Origin of the sequence: Kribbella sp. NPDC056951, assembly GCF_042674205.1 — a bacterium.
Taxonomy (GTDB): Bacteria; Actinomycetota; Actinomycetes; order Propionibacteriales; family Kribbellaceae; genus Kribbella; species Kribbella yunnanensis.
The window spans coordinates 99,549-122,898 of sequence record NZ_JBHUQZ010000004.1 but is presented as its reverse complement, the minus strand read 5'-3'; the positions used below and the strand labels follow the sequence as shown (position 1 = coordinate 122,898).

Annotated in this window: 27 protein-coding genes; 20 read left to right on the top strand and 7 right to left on the bottom strand. The window is 66.8% G+C overall.

Annotated features, from left to right (window positions below; all coding sequences use genetic code 11):
* Nucleotides 1–25 precede the first annotated feature (25 nt).
* Together ACFTSF_RS18690 and ACFTSF_RS18685 are read left to right on the top strand one after the other, a co-directional pair.
* Nucleotides 26–421 carry a metalloregulator ArsR/SmtB family transcription factor gene (locus ACFTSF_RS18690; RefSeq protein ID WP_344165310.1) on the top strand — a complete coding sequence of 132 codons (396 nt, stop codon included), beginning with the start codon at nucleotides 26–28 and terminating at the stop codon, nucleotides 419–421.
* Nucleotide 422: 1 nt separating this feature from the next.
* Nucleotides 423–1,406 (top strand): cation diffusion facilitator family transporter, encoded by a 984-nt coding sequence (locus tag ACFTSF_RS18685; protein ID WP_380154939.1) that lies wholly within the window; start codon nucleotides 423–425, stop codon nucleotides 1,404–1,406.
* Here the strand turns inward: ACFTSF_RS18685 and ACFTSF_RS18680 are convergent.
* Complete coding sequence (locus tag ACFTSF_RS18680; protein WP_380154938.1) at nucleotides 1,360–1,878, bottom strand: GNAT family N-acetyltransferase; 519 nt, start codon at nucleotides 1,876–1,878, stop codon at nucleotides 1,360–1,362. The two genes, ACFTSF_RS18685 and ACFTSF_RS18680, sit on opposite strands and share 47 nt — an antisense overlap.
* Before the next feature lie 67 nt (nucleotides 1,879–1,945).
* On the opposite strand from ACFTSF_RS18680, the gene ACFTSF_RS18675 reads away from it, so the two are divergent.
* The 9 genes from ACFTSF_RS18675 (at nucleotide 1,946) to ACFTSF_RS18635 (ending at nucleotide 9,010) form a co-directional block, all read left to right on the top strand.
* Nucleotides 1,946–2,224: a DUF1905 domain-containing protein gene (locus tag ACFTSF_RS18675; RefSeq protein ID WP_376025602.1), complete on the top strand. Its 279-nt coding sequence runs from the start codon at nucleotides 1,946–1,948 to the stop codon at nucleotides 2,222–2,224.
* 187 nt (nucleotides 2,225–2,411) lie between these two features.
* Nucleotides 2,412–2,699, top strand: coding sequence for a hypothetical protein (locus ACFTSF_RS18670; RefSeq protein ID WP_380154937.1), 288 nt, complete (start codon nucleotides 2,412–2,414; stop codon nucleotides 2,697–2,699).
* A gap of 42 nt (nucleotides 2,700–2,741) precedes the next feature.
* Nucleotides 2,742–3,860, top strand: a complete 1,119-nt coding sequence (locus tag ACFTSF_RS18665) for an epoxide hydrolase family protein (protein ID WP_380154936.1) — start codon at nucleotides 2,742–2,744, stop codon at nucleotides 3,858–3,860.
* Nucleotides 3,861–3,982: 122 nt separating this feature from the next.
* The gene (locus tag ACFTSF_RS18660) at nucleotides 3,983–4,528 is read left to right on the top strand and encodes a LuxR C-terminal-related transcriptional regulator (RefSeq protein WP_380154935.1); all 546 of its coding nucleotides are present in this window, start codon (nucleotides 3,983–3,985) and stop codon (nucleotides 4,526–4,528) included.
* Between the two features lie 18 nt (nucleotides 4,529–4,546).
* Nucleotides 4,547–5,173 (top strand): DUF2461 domain-containing protein, encoded by a 627-nt coding sequence (locus tag ACFTSF_RS18655; protein ID WP_380154934.1) that lies wholly within the window; start codon nucleotides 4,547–4,549, stop codon nucleotides 5,171–5,173.
* Nucleotides 5,174–5,258: 85 nt separating this feature from the next.
* A complete protein-coding gene (locus tag ACFTSF_RS18650; RefSeq protein WP_380154933.1) occupies nucleotides 5,259–6,476 on the top strand; it encodes an FAD-dependent monooxygenase in 1,218 nt (405 codons plus the stop codon).
* A 14-nt stretch (nucleotides 6,477–6,490) separates the two neighbouring features.
* On the top strand, nucleotides 6,491–7,192 hold the full coding sequence (locus tag ACFTSF_RS18645) for a TetR/AcrR family transcriptional regulator (protein ID WP_380154932.1): 702 nt from the start codon (nucleotides 6,491–6,493) through the stop codon (nucleotides 7,190–7,192).
* A 17-nt stretch (nucleotides 7,193–7,209) separates the two neighbouring features.
* Nucleotides 7,210–8,124 carry an alpha/beta fold hydrolase gene (locus ACFTSF_RS18640; RefSeq protein WP_380154931.1) on the top strand — a complete coding sequence of 305 codons (915 nt, stop codon included), beginning with the start codon at nucleotides 7,210–7,212 and terminating at the stop codon, nucleotides 8,122–8,124.
* A 16-nt stretch (nucleotides 8,125–8,140) separates the two neighbouring features.
* Nucleotides 8,141–9,010, top strand: coding sequence for a helix-turn-helix transcriptional regulator (locus ACFTSF_RS18635; protein ID WP_344165279.1), 870 nt, complete (start codon nucleotides 8,141–8,143; stop codon nucleotides 9,008–9,010).
* Nucleotides 9,011–9,291: 281 nt separating this feature from the next.
* On the opposite strand, the gene ACFTSF_RS18630 is transcribed toward ACFTSF_RS18635, so the two are convergent.
* The gene (locus ACFTSF_RS18630; RefSeq protein ID WP_344165379.1) at nucleotides 9,292–10,164 is read right to left on the bottom strand and encodes a helix-turn-helix transcriptional regulator; all 873 of its coding nucleotides are present in this window, start codon (nucleotides 10,162–10,164) and stop codon (nucleotides 9,292–9,294) included.
* Between the two features lie 469 nt (nucleotides 10,165–10,633).
* On the opposite strand from ACFTSF_RS18630, the gene ACFTSF_RS18625 reads away from it, so the two are divergent.
* Nucleotides 10,634–10,825: a hypothetical protein gene (locus ACFTSF_RS18625; protein ID WP_132403887.1), complete on the top strand. Its 192-nt coding sequence runs from the start codon at nucleotides 10,634–10,636 to the stop codon at nucleotides 10,823–10,825.
* A 23-nt stretch (nucleotides 10,826–10,848) separates the two neighbouring features.
* A complete protein-coding gene (locus tag ACFTSF_RS18620; RefSeq protein WP_132176115.1) occupies nucleotides 10,849–11,037 on the top strand; it encodes a hypothetical protein in 189 nt (62 codons plus the stop codon).
* A gap of 161 nt (nucleotides 11,038–11,198) precedes the next feature.
* Here ACFTSF_RS18620 and ACFTSF_RS18615 read toward each other — a convergent pair whose 3' ends face one another.
* Complete coding sequence (locus tag ACFTSF_RS18615; protein WP_344165197.1) at nucleotides 11,199–11,432, bottom strand: DUF397 domain-containing protein; 234 nt, start codon at nucleotides 11,430–11,432, stop codon at nucleotides 11,199–11,201.
* 282 nt (nucleotides 11,433–11,714) lie between these two features.
* Between ACFTSF_RS18615 and ACFTSF_RS18610 the strand changes: the two genes are divergently transcribed.
* Both ACFTSF_RS18610 and ACFTSF_RS18605 read left to right on the top strand, forming a co-directional pair.
* Nucleotides 11,715–12,521: a SigB/SigF/SigG family RNA polymerase sigma factor gene (locus tag ACFTSF_RS18610; RefSeq protein ID WP_380154930.1), complete on the top strand. Its 807-nt coding sequence runs from the start codon at nucleotides 11,715–11,717 to the stop codon at nucleotides 12,519–12,521.
* 131 nt (nucleotides 12,522–12,652) lie between these two features.
* Complete coding sequence (locus ACFTSF_RS18605) at nucleotides 12,653–13,396, top strand: hypothetical protein (protein WP_380154929.1); 744 nt, start codon at nucleotides 12,653–12,655, stop codon at nucleotides 13,394–13,396.
* On the opposite strand, the gene ACFTSF_RS18600 is transcribed toward ACFTSF_RS18605, so the two are convergent.
* Nucleotides 13,393–14,853, bottom strand: a complete 1,461-nt coding sequence (locus ACFTSF_RS18600) for an alpha/beta fold hydrolase (protein ID WP_380154928.1) — start codon at nucleotides 14,851–14,853, stop codon at nucleotides 13,393–13,395. The two genes, ACFTSF_RS18605 and ACFTSF_RS18600, sit on opposite strands and share 4 nt — an antisense overlap.
* Nucleotides 14,854–14,941: 88 nt before the next feature.
* On the bottom strand, nucleotides 14,942–16,549 hold the full coding sequence (locus tag ACFTSF_RS18595) for a hypothetical protein (RefSeq protein WP_380154927.1): 1,608 nt from the start codon (nucleotides 16,547–16,549) through the stop codon (nucleotides 14,942–14,944).
* A gap of 250 nt (nucleotides 16,550–16,799) precedes the next feature.
* Between ACFTSF_RS18595 and ACFTSF_RS18590 the strand changes: the two genes are divergently transcribed.
* The gene (locus ACFTSF_RS18590) at nucleotides 16,800–17,915 is read left to right on the top strand and encodes an NAD(P)/FAD-dependent oxidoreductase (protein WP_380154926.1); all 1,116 of its coding nucleotides are present in this window, start codon (nucleotides 16,800–16,802) and stop codon (nucleotides 17,913–17,915) included.
* A gap of 115 nt (nucleotides 17,916–18,030) precedes the next feature.
* On the opposite strand, the gene ACFTSF_RS18585 is transcribed toward ACFTSF_RS18590, so the two are convergent.
* On the bottom strand, nucleotides 18,031–18,861 hold the full coding sequence (locus ACFTSF_RS18585) for a helix-turn-helix domain-containing protein (protein ID WP_380154925.1): 831 nt from the start codon (nucleotides 18,859–18,861) through the stop codon (nucleotides 18,031–18,033).
* 107 nt (nucleotides 18,862–18,968) lie between these two features.
* On the opposite strand from ACFTSF_RS18585, the gene ACFTSF_RS18580 reads away from it, so the two are divergent.
* The 4 genes from ACFTSF_RS18580 (at nucleotide 18,969) to ACFTSF_RS18565 (ending at nucleotide 22,243) form a co-directional block, all read left to right on the top strand.
* A complete protein-coding gene (locus ACFTSF_RS18580; protein WP_380154924.1) occupies nucleotides 18,969–19,817 on the top strand; it encodes an ABC transporter ATP-binding protein in 849 nt (282 codons plus the stop codon).
* Nucleotides 19,814–20,653 (top strand): ABC transporter permease, encoded by an 840-nt coding sequence (locus tag ACFTSF_RS18575; protein WP_380154923.1) that lies wholly within the window; start codon nucleotides 19,814–19,816, stop codon nucleotides 20,651–20,653. Before ACFTSF_RS18580 ends, ACFTSF_RS18575 begins: the two co-directional genes overlap by 4 nt.
* A 258-nt stretch (nucleotides 20,654–20,911) precedes the next feature.
* Nucleotides 20,912–21,175, top strand: coding sequence for a hypothetical protein (locus ACFTSF_RS18570; RefSeq protein WP_344165179.1), 264 nt, complete (start codon nucleotides 20,912–20,914; stop codon nucleotides 21,173–21,175).
* Nucleotides 21,176–21,220: 45 nt separating this feature from the next.
* Entirely contained in the window at nucleotides 21,221–22,243 is a 1,023-nt protein-coding gene (locus ACFTSF_RS18565) for a LacI family DNA-binding transcriptional regulator (protein WP_380154922.1), read from the top strand.
* Here the strand turns inward: ACFTSF_RS18565 and ACFTSF_RS18560 are convergent.
* The gene (locus ACFTSF_RS18560; protein ID WP_380154921.1) at nucleotides 22,232–23,206 is read right to left on the bottom strand and encodes an aldo/keto reductase; all 975 of its coding nucleotides are present in this window, start codon (nucleotides 23,204–23,206) and stop codon (nucleotides 22,232–22,234) included. The two genes, ACFTSF_RS18565 and ACFTSF_RS18560, sit on opposite strands and share 12 nt — an antisense overlap.
* Between the last annotated feature and the right edge of the window lie 144 nt (nucleotides 23,207–23,350).

Genomic DNA, 23,350 nt, shown 5'->3' with positions numbered 1-23,350 from the left:
GGATGCGATGGGTTAGCCTCCACATATGAACAGTTCTGCAGATGTGCAGGGTCTGGACGAGTGTGCGGTCCGGCTCGTCGATCCGGAGCGGGTGACGAGTGTCAACGCTCGGATGCCGGCCGAGAACGACATCGTCGACACCGCTGACGTGTTCAGTCTGCTCGGGGATCCGCGTCGGTTGAAGCTGTTGGTCGCGTTGCTCGACGGCGAACTGTGCGTCTGCGACTTGGCCGCCGTGACCGGGCTCAGTGAGTCGGCGACGTCGCATGCTCTGCGGCTGCTGCGCGCGCATCGAGTGGTCGCCGTACGGCGGGATGGGCGGAACGCGTTCTACCGGCTGGACGACGCGCACGTGCGGATGCTGGTCGATCTCGCGGTCGCGCATACCGAGCACACCGACGCGATTCACCCGGAGCGCTGACATGGCCGAAGTTGGGCACGGACACGGTCACGGGCACGCGGTGAGTGGGAACGCGGACCGGAAGCTCCTCAGCGGTGCACTGGCGCTGATCGTCGGGTTCATGTTGGCCGAGGTCGTCGTCGGGTTCGCGGCCGGATCGCTGGCGTTGATCACGGACGCCGCGCACATGCTGACCGACGCGATCGCGATCGTGCTCGCGCTGGTCGCGATCCGGTTGTCGGCGAAGCCACCGGCCGGCGGGTTCACGTACGGGTTCAAGCGGGTCGAGATCCTGTCCGCCCAGGCCAACGGGATCACCCTGCTGCTGCTCGCCGTGTACTTCGTTTATGAAGCCGTCAACCGGATGATCAACCCGCCCGAGGTCAAGGGTGCACTGGTCCTCATCACCGGCGTGGTCGGCATCGTGGTGAACCTGTTCGCGACCTGGCTGATCAGCAAGGCGAACCGCTCGAGCCTGAACGTCGAAGGCGCGTTCCAGCACATCCTCAACGACCTGTTCGCGTTCATCGCCACCGCGATCGCCGGTCTGATCGTCCTGCTGACCGGGTTCGCCCGGGCTGACGCGATCGCCGCGCTGGTCGTCGCCGCGCTGATGCTGAAGGCGGGGGTCGCCTTGGTGCGCGACTCGGGCCGGATCTTCCTCGAGGCTGCCCCGGCCGCGATCGACCCGCAGGCGCTCGGCGCCGAACTGTGCGCGATCGATGGCGTCGTCGAGGTACACGACCTGCACGTCTGGGAGATCACCTCGGGTGAGCCGGCGGCCTCAGCGCACATCCTGGTTGCCGAAGGCCTCGACTGTCACCAGATCCGGGTCCGGATCGAGGAGCTACTGGCCGAGCGCCACGGGCTCACGCACTCCACACTTCAGGTCGACCACGCGACCGGCGACGAGATAGACGCGCACTGTTCGGACGCGCACGGCACTGTGCACCGCTCGATCACAGCCGCTGGACGAGGACCTGACCTGGCCAATCCGGCGCATTGACCCGCGAGACGACGAAGCTGACATCCCGCGTGAAGCCCTGCGACTCGTAATACCGGATCAGGGCGCCGTCGTTCCCGGCGAAACAGTCGAGCCGGACTTGGGCGACGCCTGCGTCGCGGGCGAGCTTGCGGGCGTGATCGAGCAGTACGGCGCCGATGCCCTGGCCGGTGGACTTCCGATCGGTGACGAGGAGCCGGACGAACACCTCGGGCTCCTCCGCAGGCGGCACGGGCGGCCGCGCGTCGCCGATCGCAAGTGCGCCGACCGGACGACCGTCGTACCCAGCGATCCACAGTCCGCCATCGGCGGCGAACCCGGTGATCTGCTCTATCCGCCACGGGCTCGTCGAGTGCGGCTGCGTACCCCACTGGTCGGTCCGACCCTGAGCAACCAGCCATTCGGTCGCCCCGTCCAGCAACGCCAACACCGTCGGTACGTCGTCCGCGCCACCCGGCCGCATCGTGATCTGCACGTATTTCAGGATAGATGTCGAAACCCGTCTGCCAGTCTCTACCTAGGTGTGTAGAGAGGAGCTCAAAGTGAGCGCACAGAAGCTGGACAAGACCTTCACCGCACCGCTGCAGAAGAGCCCGGCCAAGGGTGGCTGGACCTACGTGCAGCTGCCGGGATCGGCGGAGTACTTCGGGACCCGCGGGCTGGTGAAGGTGCGCGGGACGATGGACGGGCATCCGTTCGAGAGTTCGTTCATGGCTCTGGGTGACGGAACCCACAAACTGCCGGTGAAGGCGGATCTGCGCGCCGTACTGGCGAAAAACCCTGGTGACGAGATCACCGTGCACCTCACCGAGCGGCTCTGAACCGGCCAGGATCTCGTGGCGACGATCACAATCTGTCATGTTCTGAGTAAGGACTCTGTGAAGAATCGTTGCTGACCCCCTCCTCGGCTGTGGTTCATCCGGTCCGGACCGTAAGTTCGGTGCGGGTGGTCCGTCGAGGTTTGGGGTGAAGGAACGTGCAACGGGGCTCGCGTGGTGTGCCGTCGGCATGCCCTCACGCGCCGGAGCGGTCATCGTGACGGTGCTGAACAGGGTGCTCGGTGTCGCCGGGGTGGTGGTCCTGCTGGGCGGGATCGCGCTCGGATTCCGCTCGGTGTCGTCGAGTGGGACCGTCTGTGGCTCGGCCTTCCGGACCGCGGCCGGGATCACGCCGATGACGTGCGACAGCGCGCTGAGCAGCGCGGGCACGCTGGTCACCGTGGTGATCGCCGTCGGCGTGGCGCTGCTGGTGGGCGCGATCGCCGTGAAGAAGATCTCGGCCCGCGTCGGCGACTGAATTCGGGTGCGACCACCGCCCGGTCGCGAGATGGTGTCCGGGATGACTATCGAACCCTTCCGGCTCGCGATCCCCGACACCGAGCTCGCAGACCTGCGGACCCGGCTCGACCTGGTCCGCTGGCCTGACGAACTCCCCGATGCCGGCTGGGAGTACGGCGTACCTCTCGCGTATCTGCAGGAGCTCGTCGCGTACTGGCGAGACGCCTACGACTGGCGAGCGGCCGAGGCGCGACTCAACGAGTGGCCGCAGTTCACCACCACGATCGACGGCGCCCGGGTGCATTTCGCCCATCTCCGCTCATCCGCGCCGGACGCGATCCCGCTGATCATGACGCACGGCTGGCCCGGCTCGATCGTCGAGTTCACCGAGGTCGCCGGCCCATTGCTGGAGTCGTTCCACCTGGTCATCCCGAGCATCCCCGGCTTCGGGCTGTCCGGGCCGACCCGCGATCGCGGCTGGGAGTACCAGCGGATCGCGCGCGCCTGGGCGGTCCTGATGAGCGAGCTCGGTTACGACCGGTACGGCGTACAGGGCGGCGACTGGGGTGCCGCGATCTCGCGCGAACTCGGGCGGATCCACCCCGAGCGGGTGATCGGCGTACACCTCAACCTGATCCCCGGAGCCGGCGCGACCGCGGAACCGACGGCGGAGGAGTTGGAGCCGCTCGACCAGGCCGAGCGGGATCGGACCTGGGCGTCGTGGCGACGGTTCCAGAACTGGTCGAAGGAAGAGCAGGGGTACGCCGATCTGCAGTCGACCCGACCGCAGACGCTGGCTTACGCGTTGACGGATTCGCCGGTTGGCCAGTTGGCGTGGATCGCGGAGAAGTTCGTGGCGTGGAGTGATCCGGCGAGCGAGATCGATCGCGATCACCTGCTCACCAACGTGATGCTCTACTGGCTGACCCGTACGGCGGGCTCGGCGGGCCGGGTCTACTACGAGCGCGCGCACACGTCGTACGGGGATCTGACGTCGGCGACTCCGACCGCTCTGCTCGATCTCGCGCACGAGAACTTCATCCCGTTGCGGCACAAGGTTTCGCGGACCGACAACATCGTCCGCTGGACGAGTCACCCACACGGCGGGCATTTTGCGGCCATCGAACAAGCGGCCGTTTTCGTCGGGGACGTTCGTGCGTTCTTCACGAGCTTGTCCTAAGTTAGGTCATGACATCGGCTGGGGGGCCATCAGAGTGGCGGAACGTCGTCATGGGGGGCGGGGCCGTGATCCGAGTGCTGCTCGGACACCGGGGCGCATTGCTGCGTGGAGCATTGGCCACGGTGTTCGCAACTGAGGATGATCTGGAAGTCGTGGCTGTGATCGACCACGGGGACGACGTACTGCCGGCGTCCGTGCGAGGGCAGCCCGACGTGATGGTGCTCGACGCGCACCTACCAGGTGCCGTTGGCATCGATGTGCTGGCGCGTCGGTCGGCAGCCGGTGGAGTGCTGGTGCTGTCCGACCGGGATCTGTCGGCGGGCGCGAGTCTGCGGCTCGTTCGGCAGGCGCCGCGAGTGGGGTTGATCGCAACCGATGCTTCACCTGGTGAGTTGGTCGGTGCGATCCGGCAGATCGCGCGAGGCGAGCCGGTGCTGGATCCGGAGCTGATGCTCGCCGCGATCCGGGTCCGGGACAATCCGCTGACCGATCGCGAGTGCGAAGTACTGAAGCTGGTCACCACCGGGGCGACTGCGCAGGAGGTGGCGCGGAAGCTGTGTCTGAGTGCGGGGACGGTTCGCAACTACCTGTCCCGGATCCTGACGAAGACCCATGCACGGACCCGGATCGAGGCGATCCGCAAGGCCGAGCAGGCGGGCTGGATCTGACGGACTAGGCTTGCTCGTATGGGTTTCACCGGTTTCCCGGCGGCAGCGCTGGACTTCTACGACGACCTCGAGATGGACAACAGCAAGACGTACTGGACGGCGAACAAACACGTCTACGAGGAGTCGGTCCGGGCGCCGATGGCGGCACTGCTGGCCGAGCTGGAAGCCGAGTTCGGTAAGGCGAAACTCTTCCGGCCGTACCGCGATGTCCGGTTCGCGAAGGACAAGACGCCGTACAAGACTCATCAGGGTGCGTTCATCGACCTGGCCCCCGCAACCGGCTGGTACGTCGAGGTGGCGGCCCCCGGGGTTCGCGTCGCGGCGGGCTTTTACGAGGCGAGCGCCGAGCGGCTGGCGCGGGTTCGCACTGCGATCGACGACGACCGTCGTGGCAAGCAACTCGAGGGACTGCTGGCCGACCTCACCGCAGCCGGTTGGACGGTCGGTGGCGATCGGCTCAAGACCAGCCCGCGGGGTTACGACGCTGAGCACCCGCGGATCGAGCTGCTGCGGCACAAATCCCTGACGGTCACCAAGTCGTACGGCTTCGAACCCGTCATCCACACGCCTGAATTGGCGGCCGCGATCCGCGCCGACTGGCAGGCCACCCAGCCGCTCCTGACCTGGCTGACCGACAACTCCTAAGCCGTGTTGACCCGGTCGCTGGCTGTGACGCGCCTCACCGACTGAACCAAATGACGAATTTGGTCAGTACGTCTAACGTGGAGCTATGACCACGACATCGGAACGGCAGCGCCGGGCACTGGTTGTTGGGCTCGGCATCAGCGGCACCTCGACAGCACTCGCGCTCCTCCGGGCCGGCTGGACACCGGTTCTGATCGAGAAGGCGCCCCAACGGCGTTCCGGCGGGTACTTCGTCGGTCTGTTCGGCGCGGGCAAGACCGCGGCCGAGCGGCTCGGCCTCCTGGACTCTCTGCACGACCGCACCGCGTTCGACGGGCGGAACTACGACGTCGACCGCTTCGGTGAGTGGCGCGCCGGCTTCGGTTTCCGCGACATCCCGGGCGAGCCGTGGCTGATGGTGCGCGGTGATGTCGAGCAGGCCGCGTTCGAAGCGCTGCCCGCGGACACCGAGGTTCGCTACTCGACTGTGCCCACCAAGATCGAGCAGGACTCCGACGGTGTCGACGTCACGCTGACCAACACTTCCGACGGCAGTAGCGTCACCGAGCGGTTCGATCTCGTCGTCGGCGCTGATGGTTTGCGATCGACGGTTCGCAAGCTGGCCTTTGGACCGGATGAGCGTTACCTGCATCGGCTCAACTACATGATCGCCGCGTTCCAACTGCCCGGTGGACTCGACAAACTCGCCGTACATGATGGGCTCACGCTGTTGGAGCCTGACCGTTCGCTGTGGGTCTTCCCGTTCGCCGATCATGCGCCGACCGTGCTCATCGGCTACCAGACCGACGACGTGGACGCCGAGTTCGCTGAGTCACCGGGAGCGCGAGTGCGCAAGGCCTTTGGTCCGGAGCCGACTGGCGATGTGCTTGGTGCTGCATTGGAAGCGCTGGAGGCGACCGACGAGTTGCTGTTCGACTCCGTCGAGCAGGTGCACATGGACCACTGGCACCAGGGCCGCGTCGTACTGGTTGGTGACTCGGCCTGGTGCGTCACCCTGTACGCCGGCATGGGCGTATCCGCCGGTTTGGCCGGAGCCGACCTGCTCGGGACGATGCTCGGCCGGTACGACGACATCGGGCGCGCGCTGTCCGAGTGGGAGAACCAGCTGCGGCCGCACATGGGCTACTACCAGCAGCTCGGGTTCCAGCAGACCGCGGTCTTCACGCCCAATCGCAAGCAGATCACCGTGCGCCGCCTGATGATGCGGGGGATGACGATGCCGGTAGCCTCGCAGGTGCTGCGATTCGTGCGGACACACAACAAGTCCGGTCGCATGAAGGACCTCGACATCGCCCGGGTGTGAACGGAAGGACGACCATGGCTGTACTGGCCGAGCAGGATTCCGGCAGCGCGGCGCGCATTCTCGGCGCGGCGCGGGAGCTGGTGCTCAGACGCGGTGTCAAAGGGCTGACCGTCGCGGAGATCGCGGAGCGGGCACATGTTGCCAAGGGCACCATTTACCTGCACTGGAGCACTCGCGAGGACCTGCTGGTCGGCCTGTTCGGCCGCGACTTCCTTGCATCCCTCGATGAGCTCGGTGCTGAGCTCACCGCCGATCCGGAGGTCGCGCGCCCCAGCCGGCTGCTGCCGCTGCTGATCCAGAGCACGGTCGAGCACCCGTTCATCCGCGCGCTGCAGGTCGAGGACGACGACCTGCTCGGCGTACTCACCCAGCACCCGCGCAGTGCCTCGCTCCTGGAGAACCTCGGTCCCGCCGCACTCATGCGCATCGCGCTGCCGGTGTGGCGCAAGCACCATCTCGCTCGCACCGACTGGGCCTTCGACGACCAGGCCTACGCGTTGCAAGCCCTGATCCGCGGCTTCGTCACCATCTCCGCCGAGCAGCGAGTGCTGGCCCACATCTCGGTCGACGATCCGATCCGAGTCCTCGCCGCCGCGGTGACCGCTCTACTTGGTCCGGAAGAGCCCGGCCCCGGCGACATCAGCGCCACCGCCGACGCAGCCCTCGCCGAACTCGCGACCAGGCGCGAAGCCCTCCTGGAATCCATCGGCAAATAACAGAGGAGCCAAAACCCTTGCCCAGCAACAGATATGTCCGACTCAATGGCATCGACATTCACCTAGCTGAGCAGGGCGAAGGCCCGCTCGTCGTGCTCCTGCACGGCTTCCCCGAAACCTCCCACTCCTGGCGCCACCAACTCGAAGCACTGGCCGCAGCCGGCTATCACGCCGTAGCTCCAGACCAACGCGGGTACGGCGCCAGCGATCGCCCGACCGCAATCGACCAGTACTCGATCTTCCACCTGGTCGGCGACGTCGTCGCGCTCATCCGCGAACTGGGGGAGGAGCAAGCCGTTGTCATCGGCCACGACTGGGGATCCATCGTCGCCTGGAACACCGCGCTCCTCCGACCGGCCGTCGTACGAGGTGTTGTCGGTATCAGTGTGCCGCCGATCCCGCGCGGCACGTTGCCGCCGCTAACCGTCACCGAACAACGCTTCGGCCCAGACTTCTACCAGAACTACTTCCAGGAACCCGGCATCGCCGACGCCGAACTAAATAAGGATGTCGAAGGCGCACTCCGCCGCATCTACGCCGGCGTCCCCGCCCCCGACCCAACCCCAGGCTTCGCCGGCCGCTTCCTCAACCCCGAAACGCTGCCCGCCTGGCTTCCCCGCGAAGACCTGGCCGTCTTCGTCAAACAGTTCACCAAGAGCGGCTTCACCGGCGGCCTCAACTACTACCGCAACCTCGACCACAACTGGCAACAAACAGCAGCCTGGCAAGACGCACCCATCACCCCGCCCGCCCTCTACATCAGCGGCGAGAACGACGGCGTACGAGCCATGTACCCCCTCGACGAAGCAGCCCGCGCCATCGTCCCCAACCTCCGCGCCACAGTAGACATCCCCAACTGCGGCCACTGGACCCAACAAGAAAACCCGGAGTTGGTCAACACCGCGCTTCTCGAGTTCCTGAAGGGACTCTGACTCGTACGATGGGTAGATGCCGAGATCGCCAGGCCCACCCACCGTGCGCCTCCGCCGCCTGGCCGCCGAACTCACAGCGTTCCGGGCAGCGGCCAAGCTGACCCGCGAGCAGGTCGAGGACCAGACCGGCGTCAACCAGGGAACCCTGTGGCGGATCGAGAAAGGTCGCGCCAAGCCCCACAACGGCACGTTGGAGACGTTGTTCGATCTGTACGACGTTCCGGCGCGACGCCGAGCCGAGTTGATCGATCTGGCCAGCGGCGCGAAGTATCCGGGGTGGCTGCGGCAGTATCGTGAGTACACCAACGAGTTGTCAGATGGCTATGCCACCTACATCAGCTTCGAGTCCGAGGCGAAGGCGCTGCACAACTTCGAGACGATCGTCGTTCCCGGGCTGTTGCAGACGGAGGAGTACGCGCGGGCCACGATGATCGACGGCCTGCCGATGGAGGACGAAGGCATCGAGCGGCGCGTTCAGATGCGGATGGAGCGGCAAACTGTCCTGACCCGCAAGCGGCAAGGGGCCGACCCGCTCCAGTTCTGGGCAGTCGTCGACGAAGCAGTTCTGCACCGGGCAGTCGGAGGCCCGGCCGTCATGCGTGCACAGCTCGGCAGGTTGCTGGAGATGAACGAACGGCCCAACATCAACCTGCAGGTCATTCCGTTCGCCAAAGGTGCCCATCCGGGGATGACGGGACCGTTCGTACGGTTCGTCTTCGGTAGCCTGGCACCTGACCTGGTCTATGAGGAGCGACTGGCGGGGGATCTCTTCCTGGAGCTGGAAGCCGAGATCGACCGGTACGGCTATGTCTTCGACCAGTTGCGCGCCAGGGCACTGAGCCCACGCGATTCGAGCTCGCTGATCGCCGAGTTGATCGCCCGGTAGGCGGTTGTCCACAACCTCGCGTTTTCGCTCCCCATAGGTACAAAGCTGGGTCGGAAGGGGAGGCGCCCGACCCCGATCGAGCACCCAAATTCGGATGGTGACGATGTGATCACCGTCCGTACTGTCGTTTTATGACGACCAGATGTTCCATCAACGGATCAGCGGTCCCAGAGCAGCGGGGCGGGCATGCTGGATCCCTGACGCCCGTGTCCGTCCCGCTTTCCACCACTGCGATCCCGTCGACCACAGCCGCGTGGGACTGGGGGATTGCGGAGAGTCCGTCAGGCGTCGAAGTCGCGGCGGATGTCGGTGAGGATGTCGCGGGTTTTGTTCGGCGGCGGGGCTGCGACACAGAGCGCTTCCATCGTCGCCGTGTACTGGTCGAGGTCTTCCAGCTTGTCCAGGTAGAGAGCGCTGGTGAGGTGCTCGATGTAGACGACGTCGGCGAGGTCCGGCTCGGGAAAGCGGAGGATGCTGTAGGCGCCGCCGGTGGCTGCGTGACCTCCGGCGCCGAAGCCCATGACCTGGAGAGTGACGTTGGGCAGCTGGCTCATCTCGATGAGATGGTCGAGCTGCATCATCATCGTCTTCACGCCGCCGATCGGCCGGCGAAGTACTGCCTCGTCGACGACAGCCCACAACCGGACCGGGCTCGGACGGGTGAGCACATCCTGGCGGCTGGTCCGCAGGGTGACCCGACGCTCGACCTCTTCGGCGGTGACGAGACCGCGGCCCAGCTGAACCACGGCGCGGACGTAGTCCTGGGTCTGCAGCAGGCCGGGCACGAACTGCAGCTCATAGGAACGGATCAGTGCGGCGGCCGACTCGAGTCCCAAGTAGGAGTGAAACCAGCTCGGGAGTACGTCGCCGTACCGGTGCCACCAGCCGGGGTTGTTGGCCTCGCGCGCCAGGGCAAGCAGTCGCTCGCGCTCGTCGCCGTCGTCCAGGCCGTACAGTGTGAGCAGGTCGCGGACGTCGCGCTCCTTGAAGCCGACGCGACCGAGTTCCATCCGGCTGACCTTGGACTCCGAAGAGCGGATCTCCCACCCGGCGTCCGCCCGGCTGATCCCGGCGGCGTCCCGCATCCGGCGCAGGTGCGCTCCGAGGATGATGCGGAGCGCTGTCGGTCCGCTTTGCGCGCCCGACTCGTTCACACTCACCTCCGGCCCCCAGTGGCTCTGTCCTCAGCTTCCCCGGCGCGACGCCGGGGCGAACCGGTTCCGCAGGCAGACATCATCGCATGTCCGACCTTCAATCTGCCGAAGTTCTTACATAAGCCACGCGAATCGCCATCGATCGTCACTTTCAGTGATTCAGGGTGCTCGCCGGCCAGCTTCCTTGTCAAGACAAACTCAGTGCCCGACAGGCCGTCGAACGGTGTTCGCCGGGGCCTCGGGGGGCCCGGCTCGCGCCTGAATCGGCCGATTTGGGTCTCGAAACGGAAAACGTGCGGATGCACGTGCATCGGGCGCTTGCATTCGCAGCGTGCCGACGCCATGATTGATTCATGCACAGAAGGTGAGCTGGCTCTCGCAAACCGTGACATCGCGAGAGCTGGCAGGCCGGTCCTACGGATCGCTGGTGGCAAGTGCGCCGGCCTGACTGGTTGGGGAACCCGAGTCGATGATTGACGACGACAGTGAGGTAGCCGAGCACACCGCCTATGCCGGCGGACGCGCGCCCGACGAGCTGACTGAGCGGGAGATCCAGGAGCTGGTGGCGCGCTGCCCCGAGCAGCAGCGCTGGGCCTTCGAAGGCTGGTTGCGCGGTGTCCGTCAGCTCGACGGTGACCCCATCGTGAGCCTGGCCCCATGAACACGGACCGAGGAGGACGGAAAATGGTAAGGATCTGGCTGGGAGATCACCTGATCGCGGAGTACCTGGCCGAGCCTGACCGTGCCTCCCGGTACCAGCGGGTGATGACGCCCAAGTTCACCGGTCTGCGGATCACTGTGGACAATGCCGCGACCGGCAAGGCGTCCGAGCTCCCGAGCAGCGAGCAACTCTGGCCGCTCACCGTGCAGTAGTCGGCAGTACACAAGCTTTTCCGGTAACACCGAAGGCCGGTCCTCCCTCCGAGGGCCGGCCTTCGACGTGTGTTCGCGCGGCTGCCTGGAGCAGGGCAGGAAAAAGGGCCCCTTCGTCACTCGCCTGGCGAAGGGGCCCTGGCTTTTCCGAGGTTATGAGGTCAGACGAGGTAGTCGAACTCTCCGTCCTGGGCGCCGCCCAGGAAGGCCTCGATCTCCGCTTTGGTGAATACCAGCGCCGGTCCGTCGGTGTGACGCGAGTTCCGCATCGCCACGCCGCCGCCCGGCAGCTTCGCCACCTCAACGCAGTTACCGCTCGGTCCACTCCGCTGGCTCTTGCGCCAGGTCAGGTCCTCAAGGGAGTCGCCGGGCATGCCGTTGTAGATAGCAGTCATCAGCTGCACCTTCCGTACGTCCTTGGCATATGCACGTGCATTTGGGCTTGCATTTGCATCGTACACGTTTGAGGGTCTCGTGTCCGCTCCCTTACTTGCTGTGACCGTGTTGCGGTTAAACGACCGTTCGAACACGCCGATTCGGTCGCGATCCGTGAGCGAAACGGGGCTCTGAGAGGTGGGTGCATGCGATCGGAGCAGGTGGGTACGGGCAGGAGGCAGGCATGACCGTGGTTCAGCTAAGAGCCACGCCGTGACGAGCCAGTCGCGAGGTCATCCACCATGAAGAGCAACACCATCCAGTGCTCGACCGCGGCCGATCGGGCCGCCCGCGAAGCAGCCACCCGGGACCTGATGGAACGCCGGGCCGCCAGCACCGACGAGGCCGAGCGGCAGGAGCTGCTCGAAGAGGTCGTCGAACTCAATCTGGAGATGGCGCGCGGTATCGCCCGCCGGTTCCGCGGCCGGGGTGCCGAGTCCGACGACCTGGAGCAGGTCGCCTATCTCGGTCTCGTGAAGGCCGCGCATCACTACCGGCTCGAGGCCGACACCCCGTTCATCGGGTTCGCGATCCCGACCATCCGCGGCGAGGTCAAGCGGTACTTCCGCGACTGCGCCTGGACCGTCCGGATCCCACGCCGCCTGCAGGAGATGCAGGGCACGATCGCCGGCAAGTTGCCGGAGCTCGAACAGCAACTCAACCGCGAGCCGACCCCCGCCGAACTGGCCGAGTGCCTCGATGTCGAGGTGAGCGAGGTCGAGCAGGCGATGGCCGCGAAAGGTTGCTTCAACGTGCTGTCCCTCGACCGCCCGGCCGAGACCGACGCCGACCTGACCCTGGCCGACGTCGTCGCCGACACCGACGACAGCAGCATCGATCAGCTCGAGAACGTCGAAATGCTCCAGCCCGTCCTGTCCGGACTCAACGAGCGCGAACGCCGCATCCTGCACCTGCGCTTCGTCGAAGGCTGGACGCAGTCCGAGATCGGCAAGGACATCGGCGTCAGCCAGATGCAGATCTCCCGAGTCCTCCGCAAAACCCTCGACGACCTCCGCACCAAACTAACCCCCCTCCCCACCGCCGCCTGACCCCCACCCTTGCCCCCAGCAACCACTCGCGCGGGGCATGACGCGACTCGCCTGGGCTCGTTGGGTACTTAGGGTGGTGGGGGCGGCACAATGGGGGGAAGAGTGGAAGGGCCGGTGGGTTGGCGTTCGGGATGATCAGGTCGGTGCCTGCGGATGCGGCTGCGATTGTGCGGGCGTATCCGCCGATGGTGGTCTGCTTCGCGGCGGCTCTCACCGGTACGGCGCTGGTCTTCGACATCTTTTATCTGGTCGCTAGCCCGGGGCTGACGCTGGCGCTTGTCTATACAGTGCCGGTTCTTGCTGGGCTGATCGCTGGGTTGGTGGCGGCGGCGGACGATGTCGGGCTGGAGCGGCGGGTGCTGCTTCGGACGGTCTGGGTGGCGGTTGCCGTGGGCATCACGAATGCGGTGGTGGTCGCGATGCTTGCCGCGATGACCCGGACGGGTCCGTCGGATTGGGCGGCTGGGTTCCAGTCGATTCTGTTCGCGGGCTGCACGGTCTTCGCGGTCGCGGTGATGATCGCCGCCTGGAGCCGGTTGATCGACGCACTCGGGATCGAACTCCGGACCAAGCTGCCGCGTCGCAACGTCCGGCCGCCGGTCGCGGCCGCCGCGGTGGCGATCGTGCCTCGGGCAAGTAAGGAGTCGGTTGCCCGTGCGGAAGCACCCCGGCCGCCGACGCCGCCACCGGTAGTAGAAGAGAGGACCAAGCCGCTCTACATCCCGCCGCCACCCAAGGTGGTCGACCTGGACGAAGCGCGGCCGGTCACTCCCACTGCCCCGGCAGGCGGGGGCCACGCCGATCGCCTGACACCCCGCCCACGCCGTACGACGCCTCGCCGTACTAATAAGCCTGGTCGTCGCCCGGGCTACTAGCAGGTCTCGTCAGCCACCGGCAGCTTGCCGCTGAACAGGTACGACATCACCTTCTGGTCGGCACACGCGTTGCCGTACTCACCGAAGACACCGTGCTTCCGCGCGTTCTGCACGGTGAGCACCCGAGAGTTGCTGATGCCCTTCCGCAGCACCGCGGCGTTCCCATACAGAGTCCGCGGGTCGTGCTCGGCGGCAACGATCAGCGCGTGCTCGGCGTTCGCGACCCGGGTCGGTGCCTCTTGCGGCTGGACCGGCCAGAAGGCGCACGGCGAGATGCTCCGCGTGATCGGCGCGTAGTGCGGTTCGCGGGCGTGATGGGCCTGGATATCGCGCCAGTAAACAGACGGATCGCGCGGTGCCGCCCGGTCGCCGCAGACGATCGCGGTCTGGGCGCTGATGGTCTGCGACATCGCGGGGGAGAGGATCAGGTCGAGGAGCTCGCCCAGATCGGCCCGCGGTTCCACCGGCCCATCGATCGCCTTCACCAACGTCTGGACGAGCACGGCAGCATCGGCACGAGGCGTTTCCCGGTCGTCGTTCATCGAAACGAACAACAGCATCGGCACCAGCCCTTCGCCGATCTTGTGCCCGCCGATCTCCAGTTCGGTCGTCCGCACGTGCCGGTAGACGCGGTCGATCGAAGCCAGCACCTCGCGCTGGGTCACCCCCAGCCCGTACGTCGAGTTCCGGGCGGCCGTCCAAGTCGCCCAGGCCCGCAGGTTGTCCTCGTTGACCGGTCCCGCCTGCTGCAGGAGTCGCGGCCCAAACGTCTGTGGGTTCACCGGACCGTCCAGCACGACCCGATCAGTCCGCCCCGGGAACAGCTGCAGGTACACGGCCCCGAGATAGCTGCCATAGGAATAGCCCAGGTACGAGATCTTCTGCTCGCCGAGCGCGACCCGGACCTGATCCATGTCGCGCGCAGTGTTCCGCGTGTTGATGTACTGCAGCATCGAGCCGACTTGCTGCTCGCAGCGGTGCGCGACGTCGGCCTGGATCGCCACGCTCTTCGCGTACGACGCGCGCGTGCTGCCGCCTGCCCACGGCCACGCGGCGAACGGCAGCTTGCAGTCGATCGGCGTACTGCGACCGACGGACCGCGGATCCAGCCCGATCAAGTCGTACCGCTTGCCCAGGGCCTCGATCACGTCCGGCCGTTCTATCGGCGCGCTCAGACTCGGGCCGCCAGGCCCGCCGTTGTTGATGACGAGCGCGCCGATCCGATCACCGGTCGCCTTGATCCGCGACAGCGCCAACGTGATCTTCGGCCCGTTCGGCCGCCTGTAGTCCAGCGGGACCTTCAGATCACCGCACTGGGCATCGGCCTCGTCGAGAGCCTTGCCTTCGGCATCATTCTCGTTCAGCGCGCACTGATGCCATTCAATAGGCGTCGCCTCCGCGACTGCCGTCGTACTGGTGGGTGCGCCCAGGAGCGCCAGCGCCAGCAGTAGTTTCATCGTCCCCTCCTTGGAGTCACTGCAGACGCTAGAGCTGTGCTCCACCGCCCGCAGTGGCCCAAGGACCCGGATCGAGGTAGTTACCGCGCTACCCCGAGATTGCCCGAAGGTGCCAGGGACCGGTGCCCGGCGCGTTCTGGTAAAGCCAGGTGTCTTGCAGCAGTACGACGAGTTTCCCGGCCGAGTCGGTGTAGAGCACCGGGTCGACGGCAGTCGGCGCGGCCTGGCTCGTGGTGGCGTCGCGGATGATCGTGGCGTGCCACGGGTCCGAGCCGGGCACGTTCTGCCAGCCGTGCAGAATCCGGCTATCGGTGGTTCGGACGAAGTACGTCAGCTTGCCGCTATTGTCCAGGCTGATCACCGGGTCGCCCGCGAGCTGCACGGTCTCGACGCCGTCGGTGTCGGTGGTCGGCGCGATCACGGTCGACTGCCACGTGTCCGCACCCGGAGTCGATTGCCAGCCGTGCTGCAGTTTGCCGTCGGTGCCGCGAGCGAAGTAGACGAGCTTGCCCGAAACATCGAGACCGACCGAGGGGTTGCCGACGATGCCGGTCGCCGCCAGCGTGCTGACCACCCACGGACCGGTACCCGGCGCGGCCTGTCGTCCATACCGCAGCTTGCCGTCGGAGGTGCGAGCGAGGAACGCGATCCGCCCGTGCACGTCCTGCGAAACCACCGGGTCGCCGTCGAGCTGTACGGCGACACCCGCGCCGTCCCGAATGATCGTCGCGTGCCAGGCCGCGCTTCCCGGCTGGTCCTGCCAACCGTGCAGCAGCCGGCCGTCGCTGGTCCGGACGAAGTACGTCAACTTGCCGCGGGCATCGATCGCCGCAGCAACCCGCCCGACCGGCTGCACAGTCTCGACCCCGTCGATATCCGTGGTCGGTGAGATCGTTGCCGACAGCCACGGTCCCGCACCCGGACTGCTCTCCCATCCGGTCCGCAGCTTGTTGTCCGGCGTCCGCGCGAAGTAGTACGCCCGCCCGATCGAATCCGCCGCCGTCGCAATCGGTACGCCGGGAACCACGCCACCCGGTGGGTCGATCGTGCCGGTCTCCCAGGTCGTCGCGGCCGGACCGGTCTGCTCGCTCAACTGCACCGCGCCATCCGCGGTCGCCTCGAACCGCATCAAGCGCCCGGTCACGTCCTGCCCGATCGACGACCCCGGGCTCGCGGTCGCCCCGACCACCTTGTTGTACCGGTACGGCGTGAACGTCTTGAAGTAGGTGTTCGTCCACACCCGTTCCTCGGCGATATGCCCGAAGTCGTACTCCTCCCGAACCTTCGGCCGAGTCCGCGCTGTGTCGTACCAGCCGACGAACAGTCCGACGTGGTTCACCCCACCCGATCGCCGCAACAACGCGTCGCCCGGCTGCAGATCGTCGTACGTGATCTGCCGCATCACCGACGGCAGCGTCGACGTACTGAGTGAGCTGCTCAGATGCCAGGCCATCGACAGGAACCCCGAGCAGTCGCGGCGGTAGCTGCCGAACTCGTTCACATGCGGGCTGTTGTTGTCCTGGCTGTACGGAACCTTGTCGCGGATCCACGACGCGGATCGCAGCAGCATCTCCTGCCGCGAGATCGGGCCGTTCGCGACACTCTCGATCTGCAGATCACGGGCCTGCGCGGTACCGGGAGCGAGGAGGGTGGCCCCGAACATCAGTACGGCGGCCGCGAGGAGGCGGATTCTCATGCGTCGATGGTCGCCGCCGTACTCACCGGAGTGAACCTGTTCGAACAGCCTCGAACACCGCGAGGGCGTGTCTCTTGATTCCCCGCCTACTGCGCTGCACTCGGCACGGCACCTCGCCGCACTGGAGGAAAGGCCACGATGGAAAAGCATCGAGGCCTCCCCTCCAGCACACCGATGCACCGCACCGAGCACATGCTCGCTACGGCGCGGAACCAAGAGACACGCCCTAGACCAATGGGAGACTGAGAGCGTGAGGGATCTGGTGATCGTCGGCGCCGGACCGGCCGGAGCCGCGGCCGCTCTCGGCGCGCTCGCGGTCGACCCGGGCCTGTCTGTATTACTAATGGATCGCCACGACTTCCCCCGCGACAAGACCTGCGGCGACGGGATCGCGCCGCACGTTTTCGACCTGCTCGCCGCGGTCGGCGTCACCGGGTTGGTCGACGACTGGACCCCGGTACGCCGTTTCGTGCTGACCAACGGGGCTGTCGGAGTCGAACGCGATATGGCTCGGCCGAACTGGGTCGTCCCGCGAGCCGTCTTCGACCACCGACTGGTCGCGGCCGCCCAGACTGCTGGAGCCGAGCTGGTACGACATCGGGTCCGCGGGCTCCACGAGTTGGATGGACGGTTCGTGATCGGCGCCGACGGCGCGCATTCCGTCGTACGGCGGGAGCTCGGCGCACCGCCGGGTCCGGTCGCACTGGCGATTCGCGGCTACGCGCCGACCCCGCCGGCCCGCTCGGCCAGTCAGGTGATCGCGTACGGCGCCGGCCGGCAACCGTCGTACGCGTGGTCCTTTGATCGCGGCGACGGCTGGTCGAATGTCGGGTACGGCGAACGTCTCGCAGCCGACCGCCCACACCCGACCCGCGCCGACCTGCTCGCGCAACTGGACGCTCTTCTCCCCGGCGCTACCGACGGCGGTACCGCGTGGCAAGGCCACCACCTCCCACTCACGGGATGGTCCTGGCGACCGCCCAAAGGCCCAGTCCTGCTCGCCGGTGACGCAGCCTGTCTGATCAACCCGATGACCGGCGAGGGAATCTACTACGCAATCGCGACCGGCCTCCTCGCCGGCCGCGCAGTCGCAGAATCCCTGCGTAGCAACGAGTCTGACCCCAGCCGCCGCTACAACCGCACCGTCCGCAAACTCCTCAGCCGACACCTCCGCCACACCGCACTAACCGCCCACCTCACCAACTCCCCACACGTCCTCACCCGAGGCATCCGAGCAGCCGCAGCCGACCAGCGAGTCTTCGACGACCTCGTGGAGCTAGGCCTAGCCGAAGGCACAATCACTCCCCACCTCCTACGAGCCCTGCTCGCTGCCCACGGCCGCGCACCAAACCGCCCTACCCGCTAACGTCCGAAGGACCCGCAGGCGTGGTCTCCGCATCGTCGGACGTTAATCACTGCCCTGAGCTAACGTCCGAAGAACACGTAGGCGTGGTCTCCGGATCTTCGGACGTGTGGCGGGATCACTCCGCGCTTGCTAGGGCTGCTCGCTGCTCGGGGGTGAGCCGAGTCGCCGAGGCCACCTCGAGTGCTGCGACCACCCGCTCCGGCGGCCAGTCCAGTACGGCGGCCACCTGGTCGGCGTCGACCACGCGGCCGGCCTCCCGGTACGTAGCCAGCACGGTCAGCGCATCATCGACCACCTCGAACCCAGCGCCACCGCTCATGTCCTCGGCGAGCACCTGGAAGAAGTCGGCCATCTGCGCGAGCCGCCGCCCGGCCGCGCTGTCGCCGAACAAGGCGGCACCTTCGGCCGCGGTATCCGCCCAGCTCTGGTTGGTTTGCGAACTGACCTGCCACGCCTTCTGCCAGACATCCTCGGCCATCACGTAGTGCTGCAACCGCCGCCGCGGATCGGGCTCGCGATGCAGCATGCCGACCTGCTCCAGATAGCCGATCGCCTTCGAGATCGAAGCCGGGCTGACCTGGAGTGCGTGCACGAGTTGCGCCGCGGTGAGGCTGCGACTGTCGGCGGTGTACAACCGCGCCAGCACCCGCGCGGCCATCCGGGGGAGTCCGCCGTCGACCATGATCGCGGCGAACTTCTCGGCGTACTCGTCGGCGTCGCTCAGTGGTTTCGGCATCGCCGGCCGTCCGCGGCGTGCCCGGGAGGACGTGGCGTAGTGCGCGTGGTCGGCGCGATAACCGCGCCCGCCGCCGTTGCGGGCGACCTCGCGACTGATCGTCGAGGTCGGGCGGTCGAGCTGCCGCGCGATCTCGGCGTACCCGAGTCCGTCGGTCAGGCCGGCCGCGATCGCTCGCCGTTCCTGATGGGACAGCCGGCCACCGGGCATCATTTCCTCCCACTCATTGCAACATCAGTGCATTCACCTACAGATCATTGCACAGATCCCGCTGATTGAGCTTTCTCCAGGAGTGAACGCAACCTAGCGTTCGGAGCATGGTGCTGACAGTTGATGGCTTACAGATGCGGTACGGCGAGGTCCAGGTTCTGCACGACGTGTCGTTCGCGGCGCGGGCGGGGGAGGTGCTCACCTTGCTCGGGCCGAATGGTGCCGGGAAGAGCACCACGATCGAGATCCTCGAGGGTTTCCGCCTCCGCTCGGCCGGTCGGGTCGAGGTGCTCGGTGTCGATCCGGCCCACGCCGATGAGAGTTGGCGCGCGCGGGTCGGGATCGTGCTGCAGTCCTGGCGCGACCACGGCAACTGGCGGGTCGGTGAGCTGCTGCACCACCTCGGTTCGTACTACCCGAGTCCCTGGCCGACCGGCGAGTTGCTCAACGCGGTCGGCCTGACCGAGAGCGCCGGCCACAAGATCCGCACGCTCTCCGGTGGTCAGCGCCGGCGGCTCGATGTCGCGATCGGCATCGTCGGTCGACCCGAACTGCTCTTCCTCGACGAACCGACAGTCGGGTTCGACCCCGAGGCGCGACGTGAGTTCCACGAACTCGTCGCTCAGCTCGCCACCGAATACGGAACGACGATCCTGCTCACCACCCACGACCTCGACGAGGCCAGCCGGCTCGCGGATCGGATCATGATCCTGACCAGTGGCCGGATCGTCGCCATCGGAACGCCGAGTGAGCTCACCGCCGCGATCGCCGGTGAGGACGAGGTCCGGTGGAGCATCGACGGCCAGGCCTTCCGCAAGCAGACCGCCGACTCGACGGAGTTCGTCCGCGGCCTGTTCGCCCAGTACGGCGCAGAGCTCCGCGAACTCGAGGTCCGCCGGGCCTCGCTGGAAGACACGTATCTCGCGCTGGTGCGCGGCCAGGAGGTCCAGTCATGAAAGCAGCGATCCGGGCCGGTTGGCGGCGTGGACTGATCGAGTTGCGGCAGTCGTTCACCAACGGGCCCGAGCTCGCTAGCCACTTCCTCTGGCCGGTACTCACCCTCGCCGCGCTGTTCTTCCTACGCCACCGCGACTTCGGATCGAGTGGGTTGCTGCTCGGAGCGCTCGCCCTGCCAAGCATTCTCGGGATGAACGCGGCGATGGGCATGGTCAGCATGAGTCAGCAGTTGACCGCCGATCGGGAGGACGGCACGTTGCTGCGGGCGAAGGCGACTCCGCACGGCATGCTCGGCTATCTGATCGGCAAGGTCGTCTCGGTGGCCGGCTCGCTACTGGCAGACCTCCTCATCGTCCTGATTCCGGGGCTGATCATCGTCGGCGGGCTCAGCGTCGATGCGTCCGGTTGGCTCACCCTGGTCTGGGTGCTTCTCCTTGGGATGGTGGCGACGCTGCCGATCGGCGCGGTTCTGGGGTCCGTCTTCACGAGCGCGCGGGCGCAGGGGCTGATCCAGCTACCGATGCTCGGCTTCATCGCGATCTCGGGCATCTTCTACCCGCTCACCGCACTGCCCACCTGGCTGGAGTGGATCGGTCAGTTGACCCCGATCTATTGGATGGGGCTCGGGATGCGGTCGGCGCTCCTGCCCGACGAGGCGGTCGTGGTCGAGGTCGGCGAATCGTGGCGGCACCTCGAGACGGCCGGCGTACTCGGACTCTGGGCGGTGGTCGGGCTGCTGCTCGCGCCGGTCGTCCTGCGTCGGATGGCCCGCCGGGAGTCCGGCTCGGCGGTCGCCGACCGGCGGGAACGGGCGCTGCGGAGTGCCGTCCGATGAACCGGTTAGCCAAGTAACTCGTTAGTAGGCCGGGAGGAGCGTTAGGAATGAGTGAAGATTGCAGTTCCGGACCGGCCTGGGCTTCAGCCAGCGCTGCTAGGCGCGTTAGATTTGATCAAATCTGACAAGCGTCCAGGGAGCGTGAGCGTGCATGCAGGGTCTGACCACCGCGACTTGGTCGGGCTTGCCTGCCCTCCTGCCGAGCCTGCGGAACGGTCTGAAGCCGGGTCAGGTCCAGGGCGTGCCGAGAGCTGGGCAGTGCTGAGCAAGGTACTCGGCGCGGTAGGGGTCCTCCTGCTGCTGACCGGGTTGTTCCTCGCCACGCGGCCGCTGTCGGTCGACAGCGTCAGTTGCGGCTCGGTCTACGCGCCGGACAAGGGCATCACGCCGATGCAGTGCGACACCCGGCTGGACCAGCGGATGAACCTGGTGGCCGGTCTGGCCGGTGGCGGACTCGTCATCGCCGTGGCCGGTTTCGGCTACGCGGCCGTCCGCGAACGCCGTACCAACATCGCCTCCTGAACCGCGAACGTATACAGGAAGCCAAAGACCTCTAGGCTGGCCTGTATGAAGAAGGCCTCCGTGGTGACGATGGCTGATGTCGCCCGGTCCGCGGGGGTGTCGACCATGACCGTGTCCAACGTCGTCAACGGCCGGCCGCGGGTCGGCGCGGCGACTCGGGAGCGGGTGCTGGCGGCGATCGCCGAGCTCGGCTATCAGGTGAATCTGGCCGCTCGGCACCTGCGCGCCGGCCGGACCGGTGTGATCGGGCTCGCCGTGCCCGAGCTCGAGCGCCCGTACTTCGCTCAGCTGGCCGCTCGGCTCGCGGATCGGTTCGAGGCGCACGGTCTGCGGATCGTGATGGAGCGGACCGGCGCGAGCCGCGAGGGCGAGCTCGATGCGGTCGCGTTCTCCCGGCTCCGGATGTACGACGGTCTGATCCTCAGCGTCGTCGACCTCGACCCGGGGGAGTTGTCCCGGCTGAACACCGATGCGCCGGTGGTGATGATCGGCGAGCGGGCGCTGCCGTCACGGTTCGACCACGTGATGATGGACAACGTCGAGGGCGCCCGGTTGGCGACCGCGCACCTGCTCTCGACCGGCGCTACCAGGGTCGCGATGATCGGCGGCGAGCCGTCCGGCACCCCGAATATGCCGGGTCTGCGCGCGACCGGCTATGCACTCGCGCACGAGGAGGCCGGCGTACCGGTCGATCCTTCGTTGAACGTCCGATGCAGCTTCCGGCTGCAGGACGGGTACGACGCGATCCGGTCCTTGCTGGATGGCGGTATCTCGTTCGACGCGGTGTTCGCACTGACCGATGTGGTCGCGATGGGAGCGCTCCGGGCGCTCGCGGATGCGGACCTCCGGGTGCCTGCTGACGTCCAGGTGATCGGGTTCGACGATCTGGACGAGGCGGCCTATCTGGTGCCGTCGTTGTCATCGGTCAATCCGGGTCACGAGGAGATGGCCGACGAGATCATCTCCCGGATGCTGGCGCACCTCGGCGGCGCCGAGCCGACCGGCCCGAAGGAGCTGATCGTCCCGGCGCACCTCGTCCTGCGTGGTACGACGAGGTCAAGCGAGTAGCCCGCTGATCTCCTGCAGTTGCTGGGGTTTCAGCGGTCCGAACTCGAGAGCCCGAGCGTTCTCCTCGGCCTGTTCGACCGTCCGGAACCCGGGGATCGGAACCGTCCGGGGACTGCGCGCCCACAACCAGGCCAGCGCTCCCTGAGCCAGGGTGCGCCCATCGCTCTGCAGCACCTCGCGGATCGCGGACACCTTCTCCCACCACTCCGGAGCCGGTACGCCGCCCTTGTCGAAGAAGCGCAGCCAGGACGGCGGCAGGGTGCGGATGTCCGCACCGGTGGCCGGCCGGTTGGTGTCGCGGCGACCGAGGATGCCCATCCCGAGTGGGGTCCGGTTGATACTCGCCAGGTCGGCCTGCTCGCAGAACGCGAAGAAGTCACCGGCGTCGTGCAGGACGCTCGCCTCGTGCTGGACCGCCGAACAATGCGTGCCCTCGGCAAACAACTTCGCACTGTGCAAGGTGTCCGTACTCCAGGCATAGCTACGGATCAGGCCTTCGGCCACCAGCTCTTCGCAGGCCGCTCGCAAGGGCAGCGCCACCTCGTCGCTGGTGTCGAAGTGCAACTGGTAGAGGTCGAGGTAGTCGGTACCGAGGCGATCCAGCGAGGCATGAACAGCCTTGCGCAGGTACTCCGGTGATGCGTCCTGCTGATGCATGACGCGCGTTGTCTCGTCGAAGGTGTTGCCCCACTTACTCGCGATCACGACCTGGTCCCGGCGACCCTTCAGGGCTTTGCCGAGTACGCGCTCGCTGTGGCCGGCGCCGTACACGTCGGCGGTGTCGAAGAACGTCACGCCGAGCTCGATCGCCCGCCGGATCGCCCGGATCGACTCCTCGTCGTCGACCTCGCCCCAGCCCAGCGGCTCACCGGCCGGATTGCTGAACGGCCCACCGATCGCCCAGCAGCCGAACCCGACCGGGCTGACCTCGATCCCTACTCGTCCCAAGCTGCGCATCTCCATGGTGTCGAGCCAACCAGCACAGTACTTATTCGTCCAATAGTTCTTCGGTGCCATGTTCATACGTGAAACGCATGAACACTGAGCACTGGACGAGTCGTTCACCTGGGGTTTACCTTTGCTCGCAACTGTTAGGTAACCTTCCTA